Below are 14,725 nucleotides of genomic sequence, written 5' to 3'. Positions count from 1 at the left end.
ATCACTCATGAATATACGTGGAACGAGAAAGCCCTGGTTTCACCTGCGTCATGACTGGCAGGACACCGAGCGCATCGGCAACGTCGTGGTGCAGCACTGCACCGTGTGCCTGAAAAGCCGCGTACGCATCCGGTAAGGGCCCCTTAGTGTAGTCATGGCGCTACTTGTCGTAATTGCGGGCAAGTAGGGGACATGGGGGGTCCATCGGTAGCCGCGCACAAGCAGGAGCGTCTCGGCTACGTCACGTTCATCGCGGCCGCCGGTGCCATAGGGGGTTTCCTGTTCGGCTACGACAGTGCGGTGATCAACGGCGCGGTCGTGGGCATCCAGCGCTACTTCAACGTGGGCCCGGTCACCATCGGCGTCGTGGTGGCCATCGCGCTGCTCGGGTCGGCCGTCGGCGCCTGGTTCGCCGGCACCCTGGCCGACCGGTGGGGGCGCACCAAGACCATGCGGCTGGCCGCGCTCATCTTCGCCGTCAGCTCGATCGGGCAGGCGCTGCCCTTCGCGATCTGGGACCTGGCCTTCTGGCGGGTCCTGGCCGGCGCCGCGATCGGCATGGCCTCGGTCCTCGGGCCCGCCTACATCGCCGAGGTCGCCCCGCCCGCCTATCGCGGCAGGCTCGGCTCGTTCCAGCAGCTCGCGATCGTGCTCGGCATCGCCGTCTCCCAGCTCGTGAACTTCGCCATCAACCTGTGGGCGGGCGGCGAGGTCAACAACGACCTCGGCGGCCTGCAGGCCTGGCAGTGGATGCTCGGCGCCTGCCTGGTGCCCGCCCTGATCTTCCTCATCTTCGCCAGCGTCATCCCCGAGTCGCCCCGCTTCCTCGTCTCGGTCGGACGCGACCAGCAGGCCCGCGAGGTGCTGCGCGACATCGAGGGGGAGCACGTCGACCTCGACGCCCGGGTGACCGAGATCAGGAGCGTGCTGCGCACCCGGCGCCGTCCGCGCTTCAGCGACCTGCGCGGACCCCGCTTCGGGCTGCTGCCGATCGTCTGGACCGGCGTCATCCTGTCGGTCTTCCAGCAGTTCGTCGGCATCAACGTGATCTTCTACTACTCGTCGGTGCTCTGGCAGTCGGTCGGCATCAACCAGTCGGACTCGCTGCTGATCAGCTTCTCCAGCTCGATCATCAACATCGTCGGCACGTTCATCGCCATGGCCCTGGTCGACAAGGTCGGCCGCCGTCCGCTGCTGCTGGTGGGCTCGGCCGGCATGGCGATCGCGCTGGCCGTGGCGTCGTGGGCGTTCAGCTTCACCAACAGCATCGACGGGATCGTGCAGCTGCCGCCCGTGCAGGGCGCCGCCGCCCTGATCGCGGCCAACGCGTTCGTGCTGTTCTTCGCGTTGTCGTGGGGAGTCATCGTCTGGGTGCTGCTGGGCGAGATCTTCCCCGGCCGCATCAGGGCGGCGGCGCTGTCGGTCGCGGCGGCGGCGCAGTGGCTGGCCAACTGGGCGGTGACCGTCACGTTCCCGCCGCTGTCGGAGTGGAACCTGGCCCTCACCTACCTGTTCTACGCCGTGTTCGCCGCGCTGTCGTACCTGTTCGTGGTGTTCATCGTGAAGGAGACGAAGGGTCGAAAACTGGAGGAGATGGGCTAGTGGTCTTCAGCCATCGGCTCAGGTCGTCGGCCTGGTCGTAGAGGGCCTCCACGTCGGTCAGGCAGGTCGCGATCACGTCCTTCTGGATGATCCTGCGCCCGCCGATGTGCGCGCCGATGTCGTCGTAGAGGACCTCGTACATCAGCTCGCGCGACAGGATCAGGATCTCCGGGAGCGGGCCGTGTCGCTCCAGGTGCCGCACCGCGGACACGTCGAGCACGCGGGTCCGCTCGCCCACCCCCGCCCGCGCCCTCAGGACCTGAAGCTCCCAGTTCAGGTATGCCGTCTGCGGCTGCTCGGCGATCCGCAGCCGCCGCAGCTCCACCGAGTCGACGACGTCGGCCGCGAACTCCCCGGCCGCCTCCTCGATGAGTTTCATGGCCCGGTCCCAGTCGCCGTCGGCCCAGGCCACCCAGCTCGGACTGTAGGGCTCATGAAAGTGCTGCGCCCGTTCGAGCTTCCACAGCACCCCCTCCATCTCCCGATAGACGCCGTAGAACTCGGTCGTGTACGCCTGCCGGTCGAGCACGACCCCGGGGGCGCCTTGCACGATCTCCCGCACTCATCCTCCATCGGCCGGGTCGGCGATTCGCGCCTCTCGCCGGCCCGCTTCGGTGGTCAGTTACCGTACGAGTTGCTACAGATAGCTGTTTCGTTACGCCCCAGGCGGCGAATGATGATCTGCCGTCTGACGGGCGTACTGGGCGTTGTGTCGTTTTGCGAATGCTTCATCCCATTACCTTCCGTCCCGGTTCCCCGACACGACGTGATCGTAAAGCGGTCCGCGTGGTCGTCAAGGCCCAAAGCAGACGGGACATCCCGGGCGCGCGGCGTGCCGGGCGTAGACGTGGTGGTCGGGCGAGAGCAGGTTGATCCCGTGGACGTAGCCGGGCGCCACCTCGGGCACGCCTGTGACCAGCGAGATGATCGCCTGCGCGACCAGATGACCGGAGATGCCGGCGGAGGTTCCGGTCACGCCGGGGCCGCCGCTCAGGTCGGGGATGCCGCCCTCGGCGCGGTGGGCCTGCTCGGCAGCTGTGACGCACTCGTAACAGGCGCCGTTCGGCGGGTCGAACACGCCGACGGTGACGAGGGGGCCGTTGTAGCCGCCGCCCGCCCACGGAACGCCCGCCGCCGCGCAGGCGCGGTTGGCCCAGACGCGGATGCCCTCGCCCCTGGGCTCGTCGGCGCAGAGGGCGAGGGCGTCGTAACCGGCGACCAGTGATCGCAGGTCGGCCTCGCAGGTGACGCGGTGGCGGTCCGAGGTGACCACGATGTCGCTGTTGATCCTGCTCAGCCGGGCCTGCGCCAGCAGCGCCTTCGGGAGGCCGACGTCGGCCTCGGTGTAGAGGAGCTGGCGGTTCAGGTTGGACAGCTCGACCAGATCGGGGTCGACGCAGTGGAGCCGCCCGACGCCGACCGCGGCCAGCGCCCAGGCGGCGTGACTGCCGGTGCCGCCCAGGCCCACCACGACGACCCGGGCCCGTTTCAGCGCGAGCTGGGTCTCCCACGCGCTGTGGCCGGGAACCAGGTCGACGCCCCTGAAGAAGGCCTGGTTGCGGCTGTAGCGGTCGAGTTCGCGCGCGCTCAGCCCGCGCGGCGGGCGAGCGGCGGCCTCCTCCAGATAACCGGAGCCGACCAGGTCGTCGATGACGCCGCGCGCGTCACCGGGGTCGAGCCCCGGGAACATCACGAGCAGGCGACCGGCCACCTCTTCGGGGCCGCGCCGCCCGTCGAGCAGCGAAAGGGCCGCCCACACCCAGCCCCCGGGGTCGGCGATCTCGGCGGCGAGTCCGTAGATCTCGCCGCCGATCCGCACGGTTCCCTCGGGGGTGCGGAAGGGGCGGTGCTCCGCTTTGACCCGCGGAAACCGCAATCTCGATCTCCCCCGTGACGACGCCTACCTGAATCTGGTGTGTGTACGACGTCCGTGCCGGCCGGCCGCCCCCGCGACCAGCGAGATGATCCACAGGAAGAACAGGATCTTGAACACCGTGAACACCGCACCTGTGGCGATCATGACGATGATCGCCACGACGATCAAGGGCACGAACGGTGCCATTCCGGGCCCCCTGCCCCGCGCGCAGGCCGAAGCCCGCTTCGGGGGACGGGCCAGGTGGTATCCCCAGTTGCCCATGTCGATGCCCGGAGGCACCTGAACCGGCGGAGCCTTGGGCGCCCCCACGCCCTGCCCGCCGGGCAGGTCGGCCAGCACGGCGCCCAGATTGCCGGCGGTCTTGGCGGCGAGCGTGACGTCGAGGCGCTCGTCGAGCTCCTCGCGGGTGATCCGCCCCTGCGCGAACGCGTCGTGCAGGAAGGCGGTCACCTCGTCACGCTCCTTGTCGCCGATGCGCAGCTCGGCGGGCGGAACGCGGTCAGCGGTCATGAGGGTCTCTACTCCTCGTCGGTGTCGCCGTCGGCCAGGACCTGGTACAGCTTGCGCCGGCTCTCGGCCAGGATCTTCTTGGCCTGACGCACCTGGTTCTCACTCCCAGTCTGCGCGATTTGGAACAGAGCGGACGCGGCCTGGCGTGACAAATCAAACAATTCGTGGACGTTGTCCCCGATGTCGGGAGTCATTTCCTCCCACGGGGCGCGGACCTCGTCCTGGTGCTCGGCGATGTAGGCGCGGCCGGCGTCGGTGAGGGTGAACGTCTTGCGCCCGTCGTTCTCCTCGGCGCGCACCAGCCCCTCGTCGGTGAGCTGCTGGAGCGCCGGGTAGACCGCGCCGGGGCTGGGCTTCCAGCCGCCCTGCGACCGCTCGGCGATCTCCTGGATGATCTGGTAGCCGTTGCGCGGCTCCTCGGACAGCAGAGCCAGGATGGCGGCGCGGACGTCACCGCGCTTGGCCTTCCGGCCTCCGCCGAAGCCGCGGGGCCCGAACGGGAACCCGGGCCCGAAGGGGCCGCCAGGACCGAAGCCCGGACCACCTCCCCAGGGACCGCCGCGCCCCCGGGGGCCGCGATGGCGGTGTTCGTGCGGGCCGCCGCGCGAGGTCTCCCAGGTCGCGGCGAGGCCGCGCAGGTTCTCCTTGAGCGCGGCCTTGAGGTTGCGGATCTCATGATGGAACTCGTGGGGGTGGGCCCAGGGGCCGCCTGCTGTGTGTGCGTTGGTCATGATCTCTCCTAGAGTGTTACGCGATGCCTCAACGATATATCGAGAACATGTCGTCAGCAAGAAAAAGCAGTAAGTGACTCAAGTCACGAAAAAAGATGGGAACTCCGGGAACAGGTATTGAGACCGCTCCGTTACATTGGGCAGAGACGGGATTGTTCCGCGCTGAGAGGGCTGGGGGGTGCTCTTGGAGCGGAGCGATCCCGTCTTGCATGCCCGATGATTTTTGTCGGTGCTTTGCCGTACGCTGCCGTGTCGTGATCACGACATGATGGGGCATTCCCATGCGCTGACCGGGGCGATCGTCTGGCTGGGCATCGCGCCCGGGTTGTCCGCGCTGCCCGCCGTTTTCGACTTTCAGCCGACTCTGGCCTTCGCCACGGTGATGTCGCCGGCCGAGTTGATCGCGGGGGCGATCATCTGTGCGGGGGCGGCCATGCTGCCCGACCTTGACCACCCCAGTGCGACCATCGCGCAGACCTTCGGGCCGGCCACCTGGTTATTGAGCAAGGGGGTCAACTTCATCAGCGGGGGGCATCGGAAGGCCACTCACTCGCTGTTGTTCGCGATCCTCATGGGGGTGGCCGCCCACCTGCTGGCGACCAAGTTCACTGTCGGGCAGGACATTCTTGTGGTGCTGTCGATCGGGTTGGCGTTGCGGGCCATCGGGATCGGGATCCCGGGGAACAAGATCGGGTCGGCGGTGGTGAACATCGTGCTGACCGGGGGGATCTTCGCGGCGTTCTGGGGGCTGGGGGTGAGTTACGCCTGGCTGGGGTTCGCGATCGGGATCGGGTGTCTGGTCCATGTGGCGGGTGACTGCCTGACCGAGCGGGGGTGTCCGGTGCTGTGGCCGCTCAAGCACAAGTGGCTGCTGCCGTGGGACTGGGGTCTGAAGACCGGGCAGAAGTTCGAGACCAAGATCCTGGCGCCGGCGCTCTCCGTGGCCGTGCTCGCGCTGCTGTTCCTGCGGTTAATCCCCGCGTGAGAATGCGATATCTTGATATCAAGAGATATTCGCTCAAGGTTAGGCGAGCCTGACCGATCAGCCGCTCCTGTGTATACGGGAGACTGGCCGGGCGAGTTGTCAACAGAAACCTTTGGGGAGGCGAGACTTCGTGTCCGCGAACAGCTTCGGCGCCCGTGACACACTGCGCGTGGGTGACGCGTCGTACGAGATCTACCGGCTGGACAGGGTCGAAGGGTCGGCGCGCCTCCCGTACAGTCTGAAGATCCTGCTGGAGAACCTGCTCCGCACCGAAGACGGCGCGAACATCACCGAGGCCCACATCAACGCCATCGGCCAGTGGGACCCGTCGGCCGCGCCGAGTGTGGAGATCCAGTTCACCCCGGCCCGCGTGATCATGCAGGACTTCACCGGCGTCCCGTGCGTGGTCGACCTGGCCACCATGCGTGAGGCGGTGCGCGACCTCGGGGGCGACCCCGACCGGGTCAACCCGCTGGCGCCCGCCGAGATGGTCATCGACCACTCGGTCATCGTCGACTTCTTCGGCGGCCCCGACTCCTTCCAGCGCAACGTCGACAAGGAATACGAGCGCAACCACGAGCGCTACCAGTTCCTGCGCTGGGGCCAGACCGCCTTCGACGAGTTCAAGGTGGTGCCGCCGGGCACCGGCATCGTGCACCAGGTCAACATCGAGCACCTCGCCCGCGTGGTCATGATCCGCGACGGCAAGGCCTACCCCGACACCTGCGTCGGCACCGACTCCCACACGACGATGGAGAACGGCATCGGCGTGCTGGGCTGGGGCGTCGGCGGCATCGAGGCCGAGGCCGCGATGCTCGGCCAGCCGATCTCGATGCTCATCCCGCGCGTGGTCGGCTTCAAGCTGACCGGCAAGCTCCCGGCCGGGGCGACCGCCACCGACCTGGTGCTCACCATCACCCAGATCCTGCGCAAGCACGGCGTCGTCGGCAAGTTCGTCGAGTTCTACGGCGAGGGCGTCACCTCGGTGCCGCTGGCCAACCGGGCCACGATCGGCAACATGAGCCCCGAGTTCGGCTCGACCTGCGCGATCTTCCCGATCGACCAGGAGACGATCAACTACCTCACGCTGACCGGCCGGTCCGCCGAGCAGACCGCCCTGGTCGAGGCCTACGCCAAGGAGCAGGGCCTCTGGCTCGACCCCCAGGCCGAGCCCGCGTTCTCCGAATACATCGAGCTCGACCTGTCCACCGTGGTGCCGTCGATCGCCGGGCCCAAGCGCCCGCAGGACCGCATCGCGCTGAGCGAGTCGAAGGAGATCTGGCGCCGCGACGTGCGCGCCTACGTCACCGACTTCGACGGCGACGGCGTCGACGAGGCCAACGAGGAGTCCTTCCCGGCCTCCGACGCGCCCGCCTCCAACGCCCGCGCCGGCGCCCCGCGCCCGCACAAGGCGGTGCCGGTCACCCTGGCCGACGGCGCGACCTTCGAGATCGACCACGGTGTGGTGACGATCGCCGCGATCACGTCGTGCACCAACACGTCCAACCCCTATGTGATGCTCGGCGCGGCCCTGCTCGCCCGCAACGCGGTCGAGAAGGGCCTGACCCGCAAGCCCTGGGTGAAGACCTCGCTGGCGCCGGGTTCCCAGGTCGTGACCGGCTACTTCGAGCGGTCGGGCCTCCAGCCCTACCTCGACAAGATCGGGTTCAACCTGGTCGGCTACGGCTGCACCACCTGCATCGGCAACTCGGGCCCGCTGCCCGAGGAGATCTCGGCCGCGATCCAGGCGGGCGACCTCGCCGTGACGGCCGTGCTGTCGGGCAACCGCAACTTCGAGGGCCGCATCAACCCCGACGTGAAGATGAACTACCTGGCCTCGCCGCCGCTGGTGGTCGCCTACGCGCTCGCGGGCACGATGGACCTCGACCTGAACAACGAGCCGCTGGGCGTCGGCTCCGACGGCGAGCCGGTGTTCCTCGCCGACATCTGGCCCGAGCCCGAAGAGGTCTCCCGGGTCGTCGCCGACTCGATCGGCCAGGACATGTTCCTGCGCGACTACGCCGACGTCTTCAAGGGCGACGACCACTGGCAGTCGCTGCCGATCCCGACCGGCAACACCTTCGAGTGGGACCCGAACTCGACCTACGTGCGCAAGGCGCCCTACTTCGAGGGCATGCCGGCCAAGCCGGAGCCGGTCACCGACATCGCCGGCGCGCGGGTGCTTGCGGTGCTGGGCGACTCGGTCACCACCGACCACATCTCGCCCGCCAGCTCGATCAAGGTCGGCACCCCCGCCGCCGACTACCTCAAGGCGAACGGCGTCGAGGTCCGTGACTTCAACAGCTACGGCTCGCGCCGGGGCAACCACGAGGTCATGATCCGCGGCACCTTCGCCAACATCCGGCTGAGGAACCTGCTGCTCGACGGCGTGGAGGGCGGCTACACCCGCGACTTCACCGCCGACGGCGGCCCGCAGGCGTTCATCTACGACGCCTCGGTCAACTACCAGGCCGCCGGCATCCCGCTCGTGGTCCTGGCAGGCAAGGAATACGGCTCCGGCTCCTCGCGCGACTGGGCGGCCAAGGGCACCGCTCTGCTCGGCGTGCGGGCGGTCATCGCGGAGTCCTACGAGCGCATCCACCGCTCGAACCTGATCGGCATGGGCGTGCTGCCGCTGCAGTTCCCCGAAGGGGAGACCGCGGCGTCCCTCGGCCTGACCGGTGAGGAGACCTTCGAGATCACCGGCGTCGAGGAGCTCAACCAGGGCCACACCCCGGCCACCGTGACCGTGCGGGCGGGCGACAAGCGGTTCGAGGCGCTCGTCCGCATCGACACCCCGGGCGAGGCCGACTACTACCGCCACGGCGGCATCATGCAGTACGTGCTGAGGTCGCTGCTCGCGAAGTAGCGCCGTTCGCGCCACCAAGCCGCTCGGGTCCGCCGGACCCGGGCGGCTTTCGTGTTTCCGGGGTTGACCTTGGTTTTTACCTGGGCTTGGTGGGGAGACCAGGTTCTTTGCGGGTACGTTTCTTCATTGTTACCCCAGACAACAAACGTTACCTTCCTGTGTCTTTCTCCCCATGTTGTCTTGGGCGTACGTTGTCCCAAACAACATTCACCCATTAGGTGATGTACACCCCCCAGATAGACCCCCGGCCAGAAAGGACCCACGCATCATGCGCAAGGGGATCCTCAGCATCGGTGCCGCATTCGCGGCCCTTTCCCTCGGTCTCACCGCGTGTGGCGGGGGTGACGAGGGCACGGAAGCCGCCCCGGCGACCACCGGTGCCGCGCCCGCGACGTCCGCCGCCGCGCCCGCCCAGGGCAAGATCGGCGTCATCCTCCCGGACAGCAAGTCCTCCGCCCGCTGGGAGACCGCCGACCGCAAGTACCTCGAAGAGGCCTTCAAGGCCGCCGGGGTCGCGTACGACATCCAGAACGCCCAGGGTGACAAGACGCAGTTCCAGACCATCGCCGACCAGATGATCACCGGCGGCGTGACCGTGCTCGCGATCGTCAACCTCGACTCGGGCACCGGCAAGGCCGTTCTCGACAAGGCGAAGGCCCAGGGCATCGCCACCATCGACTACGACCGCCTGACCCTCGGCGGCAACGCCGACTACTACGTGTCCTTCGACAACACCGCCGTGGGCAAGCTCCAGGGCGAGGGCCTGTCGAAGTGTCTCGACGACGCCAAGGCCGACAAGCCGATCATCTCCTACCTGAACGGCTCGCCGACCGACAACAACGCCACCCTGTTCAAGGAGGGCTACGACAGCGTCCTCAAGCCGAAATTCGACTCGGGCGACTACGTCAAGGGCCCGGAGGACTCCGTTCCTGACTGGGACAACGCCCAGGCCGGCACCCTCTTCGAGCAGCAGCTCACCAAGGAGGCGAAGATCGCGGGCGTCCTCGCCGCGAACGACGGCCTCGGCAACGCCGCCATCGCGGTGCTGAAGAAGAACAACCTCAACGGCAAGGTCCCGGTCACCGGCCAGGACGCCACCGCGCAGGGCCTGCAGAACATCCTCGCCGGCGACCAGTGCATGACCGTCTACAAGGCCGTCAAGCAGGAGGCCGACGCCACCGCGCAGCTGGCCATCGCGCTGGCCAAGGGTGAGAAGCCCGCCGCCACCGGCACCGTCAAGGACACCGAGACCAACGCCGACGTCCCGGCCGTGCTGCTGACCCCGGTCGCCATCTACAAGGACAACGTGAAGGACGTCGTCGCCGACGGCTACGTCACGAAGGAAGAGCTCTGCACGGGCGACTTCGCCGCCCTGTGCACCGAGGCCGGAATCAGCTAACAACATTCCGTCGGGTACGGCCCGCGCCCCCATTCCCTAGAACAAGGGGCGCGGGCCGTACCTCTCTCTGGAAGCAGGAGTAGCCCATCGTGTCCACGGCACCCGTCCTGGAGCTGCGCGGAATCGACAAGAGCTTCGGTCCCGTACAGGTCCTTCACGATGTCGCCTTTTCGGTGTATCCCGGAGAGGTGACCGCTCTTGTCGGCGACAACGGCGCCGGTAAGTCCACCCTCGTCAAGTGCATCGGGGGAATCCACCCCTTCGACTCTGGCGATTACTTCTTCGAGGGCAAGCAGGCCCACGTCAGCAGCCCCCGCGACGCGGCGTCGATGGGCGTCGAGATCGTCTATCAGGACCTCGCGCTCTGCGACAACCTCGACATCGTCCAGAACATGTTCCTCGGCCGCGAGCGCAAGCGCGGGCTGGTGCTGGACGAGGACACGATGGAGGAGATGGCGGCCAAGACCCTGCTGGGCCTTTCCGTCCGGACGGTCAAGTCCCTCCGCCAGCACGTCTCCAGCCTGTCGGGCGGACAGCGGCAGACCGTCGCGATCGCCAAGGCCGTTCTGTGGAACAGCAAGGTCGTCATCCTCGACGAGCCGACCGCCGCTCTGGGCGTCGCGCAGACCGCGCAGGTCCTGGAGCTGGTACGCCGCCTGGCCGACAAAGGCCTGGCCGTCGTGCTCATCTCCCACAACATGAACGACGTGTTCGCGGTCTCCGACCGGATCGCCGCCCTCTACCTCGGCCGGATGGCGGCCCAGGTCAAGACTTCCGACGTCACCCACTCCCAGATCGTGGAGCTCATCACGGCCGGGCGCAGCGGGGAGCTCGGCCTGCAGAACGGCAAGGAAGCGACCGCATGACCACCACAGCCACTCCGGAAGAGAAGGCCGTCGTGGCCCCCGCCGCGTTCGGTCAGCAGATCCGTGACTACGTGGATCGGGTGCGCGGAGGTGAACTCGGCGCCCTTCCGGCGGTCATCGGCCTGATCGTGCTGTGCACGGTCTTCGCGGTCCTGTCACCGGTGTTCCTGTCGCCGGTCAACTTCGCCAACCTCTTCACCCAGGGCGCGGGCGTCACCATCATCGCGATGGGCCTGGTGTTCGTCCTGCTGCTGGGCGAGATCGACCTGTCGGCGGGCTTCGCCTCAGGGGTCTGCGCGGCCGTGCTGGGCGTGACCCTCACCAACGAGGGCTGGCCCTGGTACGCCGCCGTGCTGGCCGCCATGGTCATCGGCGTGGTGATCGGCCTGATCATCGGCTGGCTGGTCGCCAAGCTGGGCATCCCGTCGTTCGTGGTGACGCTGGCGGCGTTCCTGGCCTTCCAGGGCGTCGTGCTGATCCTGCTCGACGAGGGCACCAACATCTCGATCCGCGACTCGGTCATCCTGGCCGTCGCCAACGAGAACATGTACCCGTGGCTCGGCTGGGCGCTCGTGGTCGTCGGTGTGCTCGGCTACGCCGGGCTCCAGCTGGCCAACAACCGCCGCAGGGCGGCCCGCGGCCTGGTCACCGACCCGCTGTCGCTGGTCGCCGTCCGCGTCGGCGCCCTCGCGGTCGCCGCGGGCTTCGCGGTCTACGTGCTGAACCTGGAGCGCAGCCGCAACCCCGGCGTCATCTCCCTGACGGGCGTGCCGGTCGTGGTGCCCATCATCCTGGTGCTGCTGCTGGTCTGGACGTTCGTGCTGCGCCGCACCCGCTTCGGGCGGCACATCTACGCCGTCGGCGGCAACGCCGAGGCGGCCCGCCGGGCCGGCATCAACGTCGACCGGATCAAGATCTCCGCGTTCGTCATCTGTTCCTTCATGGCGTCCATCGGCGGCATCGTGGCGGCCTCCCGGGCCAACTCGGTCGACCCCAACACGGGCGGCAGCAACGTGCTGCTGTTCGCGGTCGGGGCCGCGGTCATCGGCGGCACGTCGCTGTTCGGCGGCAAGGGCCGGGCCCTCGACGCGATCCTCGGCGGCGCGGTCGTCGCGGTCGTCATCAACGGCATGGGTCTGATGGGCTACAGCTCCAGCGTGAAGTTCGTGGTCACCGGTGCGGTGCTGCTGCTCGCGGCCGGCGTGGACGCCCTTTCCCGCAAGCGGGCGTCGGCATCCGGCCGCCGATAGGGTGGGCGCGAACGACGACCCCCCGGCACCAGAGGCAGGACGCATGCTGCGCGCAGGTCCCTCCCAGGAGGAGATCCGCAGGCACAACCTCGGGACCCTGCTGCGACACGTCCATCTCGGTGGTCCCACCTCGCGTGCCGAACTGACCAGCCGCATGGGGCTGAACCGCAGCACCATCATGGCGCTGACGGCCGACCTCACCGCGGCCGGTCTGGTGCGCGAGGAACTGCCCAGAGAGACCGGCCGGGCCGGGCGCCCGTCACTGGTGGTCCGGCCCGAGTCCTCGCGGGTCTACGTGCTCGCCTTCGACGTGGGTGTCGACCGGCTGGTCGCCGCCCGCATCGGTTTGGGCGGGGTCATCCTCGACCGCCGCTGGGCGGTGCGCCCGCGCGGCGCCTTCGACCTCAACGAGTCGGTGGCCACCCTGGCCGGGTTCGCCCGCCAGATGCACCGCAAGACCAGAGCCGACACCGTCTGCGTCGGCGCGGCCGCGGCGTTCTGCGGCGCGGTGCGCAAGGCCGACGGCGTCGTCCGGTTCAGCCCGAACCTGGAGATGGAAGACGGCCCGTTCGGCGAGGAGCTGTCCAAGCGCCTGGCGCTCGGCCTGCCGGTCACCGTCGGCAACGACGCCAACCTGGGCGCTCTCGCCGAACACACACGCGGCACCGGCGCGGGCTGCCGTGACATCGTCTACCTGCACGGCGACGTCGGCATCGGCGGCGGCATCGTGGTCAACGGCCAGCTCCTCGGCGGTGCGGCCGGTTACGGCGGCGAGGTCGGCCACATGATCGTCAACCCCGGCGGCCGGGCCTGCGGCTGCGGCTCCCACGGCTGCCTGGAGGCCGAGGTGGGGGAACGGGCGCTGCTCGAACTGGCCAGCCGCTCCGGCATCCACCGCCTGGCGGCCGGGCGCGGCCGCGACGGCATCCACGCGGTCGTCGAGGCGGCCGACCGCGGCGACATAATCGCGCAGGACGCGCTCCACCGGGTGGGCGACTGGCTGGGCATCGGCGTCTCCAACCTGGTCAACGTCTTCAACCCCGAGGTCGTCATCTTCGGCGGCACGCTGCGCGAGATCTACCTCGGCTCGGCCGCGCAGGTCCGCAGCCGCCTCAACCTGGCCACCCATCCCGCGCTGCGGGAGACGCTGCGGCTGCGGACCTCGGAACTGGGCGACGACGCGACGCTGGTGGGGGCCGCCGAACTCGCCTTCACGAAGGTACTCGCCGACCCGCTCGAGGTCCTCGCGCGGATGAGTGGCTAGCCGGGCGCAGCACCGTGAAGGCCACGACGAAGGCCACCACGAGCAGCCCCGCCGCGACGGTGAACGCCAGCCGAAATCCCTCGGTCAGCGCGACCGGTTCCGGCGTACCCGCCCCGAGCAGGCTCCCCGCCCGCCCCGCCGCCAGCGTCGACAGCACCGCCACACCGAGGGCCATGCCGATCTGCTGCGTGGTGTTGAACAGGCCCGAGGCCAGTCCGGCGTCGTCCTCCCCGGCGTCCGACATGCCGAGGTTCGTCAGCGCGGGCAGCACCAGTCCGCCACCGGCGATCAGCAGCATCACCGGCAGCAGGTCGGTGACATAGTCCGCCTCGACCGGCACGCGGGTCAGCCATCCCATCGCGGCCGCCAGCAGCACCAGCCCCGCGAGCAGCACCGTCCGGGCCCCGAACCGGTTGTTGAGCCGGGCCGAGACGAACAGCGACACCCCGCCGATGGCGACGGCGGCGGGCAGCATGGCCAGCCCGGTGGCGAGCGCGCCGTATCCGAGCACCCGCTGCATGTACAGGGCGACCAGGATCTGGAAGGCGAACATCGCCGCCAGCGCCAGGATCTGCACCACGTTGGCGCCCGACACGTTGCGGGACCGGAACACGCGCAGCGGCATCAGCGGGGTGCGCGCGGTCGCCTGCCGCAGGAAGAACCCGGCCAGCAGCAGGAGCGCCACGGCGCCGGACACGAGGCTCTGCCCGCCGCCGCGCTGCTCGATCCCGACCACGGTGTAGACGCCCAGCATCAGGCCGCCGGTGACCAGGACCGCGCCGGCGACGTCGGCCCCGGCGGCCAGTCCGGCCCCGCGTTCCGACGGCAGCACCCGGATCGCGAGCAGGATCGTGGCCAGCCCGATCGGCACGTTGATGAAGAAGATCCAGTGCCAGTCGAGGGCGTCGGTGAGCACGCCGCCGACCACCTGCCCGATGGAGGCCCCGGCCGCGCCGGTGAAACTGAACACGCCGATGGCCCTGGCCCGCTCGGCGGGCTCGGTGAACATCGTCACCAGGATGCCCAGCACGACCGACGAGGCCAGCGCGCTGCCGGCGCCCTGCAGGAACCGGGCGGCGATCAGCAGACCCGGGCTGTCGGCCAGCCCGGCGAGCAGGGACGCCGCGACGAACACGACGTTGCCGGCCAGGAACACGCGTTTGCGGCCGATCAGGTCGCCCAGCCGCCCGGACAGCAGCAGCAACCCGCCGAAGGGGATCAGGTAGGCGTTGACGGTCCAGCTCAGGTCGGCCGAGGAGAAGCCGAGGTCGTGCTGGATGGCGGGCAGCGCCACGGTCACGATGCTGCCGTCGAGGATCGTCATCAGCATGGCGGCGGACAGCACCGCCAATGCGAGCCAACGGGACATGGTC

The 14,725-nt window shown here is 68.9% G+C and carries 12 protein-coding genes; 7 read left to right on the top strand and 5 right to left on the bottom strand.

Going from position 1 to position 14,725, the window contains the following annotated elements; all coding sequences use genetic code 11:
- The first annotated feature begins 192 nt into the window (after window positions 1-192).
- The gene (locus AW272_RS13850; protein WP_066364349.1) at window positions 193-1,602 is read left to right on the top strand and encodes a sugar porter family MFS transporter; all 1,410 of its coding nucleotides are present in this window, start codon (window positions 193-195) and stop codon (window positions 1,600-1,602) included.
- Here AW272_RS13850 and AW272_RS13845 read toward each other — a convergent pair.
- The 4 genes from AW272_RS13845 to AW272_RS13830 all read right to left on the bottom strand — a co-directional run bounded on the left by AW272_RS13845 (window position 1,556) and on the right by AW272_RS13830 (window position 4,719).
- Window positions 1,556-2,164 carry a DUF6879 family protein gene (locus AW272_RS13845; RefSeq protein ID WP_066364348.1) on the bottom strand — a complete coding sequence of 203 codons (609 nt, stop codon included), beginning with the start codon at window positions 2,162-2,164 and terminating at the stop codon, window positions 1,556-1,558. The two genes, AW272_RS13850 and AW272_RS13845, sit on opposite strands and share 47 nt — an antisense overlap.
- A gap of 231 nt (window positions 2,165-2,395) precedes the next feature.
- Complete coding sequence (locus tag AW272_RS13840; protein ID WP_066364347.1) at window positions 2,396-3,478, bottom strand: HesA/MoeB/ThiF family protein; 1,083 nt, start codon at window positions 3,476-3,478, stop codon at window positions 2,396-2,398.
- 24 nt (window positions 3,479-3,502) lie between these two features.
- Window positions 3,503-3,988 carry a DUF1707 SHOCT-like domain-containing protein gene (locus AW272_RS13835; protein ID WP_066364346.1) on the bottom strand — a complete coding sequence of 162 codons (486 nt, stop codon included), beginning with the start codon at window positions 3,986-3,988 and terminating at the stop codon, window positions 3,503-3,505.
- An 8-nt stretch (window positions 3,989-3,996) separates the two neighbouring features.
- Complete coding sequence (locus AW272_RS13830) at window positions 3,997-4,719, bottom strand: PadR family transcriptional regulator (protein ID WP_066364344.1); 723 nt, start codon at window positions 4,717-4,719, stop codon at window positions 3,997-3,999.
- 265 nt (window positions 4,720-4,984) lie between these two features.
- Here AW272_RS13830 and AW272_RS13825 point away from each other — a divergent pair, with 265 nt between their 5' ends.
- From AW272_RS13825 to AW272_RS13800, 6 genes are all read left to right on the top strand, one after another.
- On the top strand, window positions 4,985-5,704 hold the full coding sequence (locus AW272_RS13825; protein WP_066364343.1) for a metal-dependent hydrolase: 720 nt from the start codon (window positions 4,985-4,987) through the stop codon (window positions 5,702-5,704).
- 130 nt (window positions 5,705-5,834) lie between these two features.
- Window positions 5,835-8,573 (top strand): aconitate hydratase AcnA, encoded by a 2,739-nt coding sequence (gene acnA, locus AW272_RS13820; protein WP_066364341.1) that lies wholly within the window; start codon window positions 5,835-5,837, stop codon window positions 8,571-8,573.
- Window positions 8,574-8,841: 268 nt separating this feature from the next.
- Window positions 8,842-9,972 carry a sugar ABC transporter substrate-binding protein gene (locus AW272_RS13815; protein WP_066364340.1) on the top strand — a complete coding sequence of 377 codons (1,131 nt, stop codon included), beginning with the start codon at window positions 8,842-8,844 and terminating at the stop codon, window positions 9,970-9,972.
- Window positions 9,973-10,061: 89 nt separating this feature from the next.
- Entirely contained in the window at window positions 10,062-10,838 is a 777-nt protein-coding gene (locus tag AW272_RS13810; RefSeq protein ID WP_066364339.1) for an ATP-binding cassette domain-containing protein, read from the top strand.
- Window positions 10,835-12,088 carry a sugar ABC transporter permease gene (locus tag AW272_RS13805; RefSeq protein ID WP_066364338.1) on the top strand — a complete coding sequence of 418 codons (1,254 nt, stop codon included), beginning with the start codon at window positions 10,835-10,837 and terminating at the stop codon, window positions 12,086-12,088. Before AW272_RS13810 ends, AW272_RS13805 begins: the two co-directional genes overlap by 4 nt.
- 43 nt (window positions 12,089-12,131) lie before the next feature.
- Window positions 12,132-13,352, top strand: a complete 1,221-nt coding sequence (locus tag AW272_RS13800) for an ROK family transcriptional regulator (protein ID WP_066364337.1) — start codon at window positions 12,132-12,134, stop codon at window positions 13,350-13,352.
- On the opposite strand, the gene AW272_RS13795 is transcribed toward AW272_RS13800, so the two are convergent.
- On the bottom strand, window positions 13,300-14,721 hold the full coding sequence (locus AW272_RS13795; protein ID WP_066364336.1) for an MFS transporter: 1,422 nt from the start codon (window positions 14,719-14,721) through the stop codon (window positions 13,300-13,302). The genes AW272_RS13800 and AW272_RS13795 overlap by 53 nt on opposite strands.
- Window positions 14,722-14,725 lie beyond the last annotated feature (4 nt).

The organism is Herbidospora mongoliensis (genome assembly GCF_001570545.1).
Taxonomy (GTDB): Bacteria; Actinomycetota; Actinomycetes; order Streptosporangiales; family Streptosporangiaceae; genus Herbidospora; species Herbidospora mongoliensis.
Note: the sequence above shows the minus strand (reverse complement) of the source record. Positions and strands in the feature narration are given on the sequence as shown.

Excerpts from the sequence above, each read along its gene's own strand:
- AW272_RS13850 (WP_066364349.1), top strand. The coding sequence starts at position 193 with ATGGGGGGTCCATCGGTAGCCGCGCACAAGCAGGAGCGTCTCGGCTAC.
- AW272_RS13835 (WP_066364346.1), bottom strand. The coding sequence starts at position 3,988 with ATGACCGCTGACCGCGTTCCGCCCGCCGAGCTGCGCATCGGCGACAAG.
- AW272_RS13830 (WP_066364344.1), bottom strand. The coding sequence starts at position 4,719 with ATGACCAACGCACACACAGCAGGCGGCCCCTGGGCCCACCCCCACGAG.
- AW272_RS13825 (WP_066364343.1), top strand. The coding sequence starts at position 4,985 with ATGATGGGGCATTCCCATGCGCTGACCGGGGCGATCGTCTGGCTGGGC.
- AW272_RS13815 (WP_066364340.1), top strand. The coding sequence starts at position 8,842 with ATGCGCAAGGGGATCCTCAGCATCGGTGCCGCATTCGCGGCCCTTTCC.
- AW272_RS13805 (WP_066364338.1), top strand. The coding sequence starts at position 10,835 with ATGACCACCACAGCCACTCCGGAAGAGAAGGCCGTCGTGGCCCCCGCC.
- AW272_RS13800 (WP_066364337.1), top strand. The coding sequence starts at position 12,132 with ATGCTGCGCGCAGGTCCCTCCCAGGAGGAGATCCGCAGGCACAACCTC.
- AW272_RS13795 (WP_066364336.1), bottom strand. The coding sequence starts at position 14,721 with ATGTCCCGTTGGCTCGCATTGGCGGTGCTGTCCGCCGCCATGCTGATG.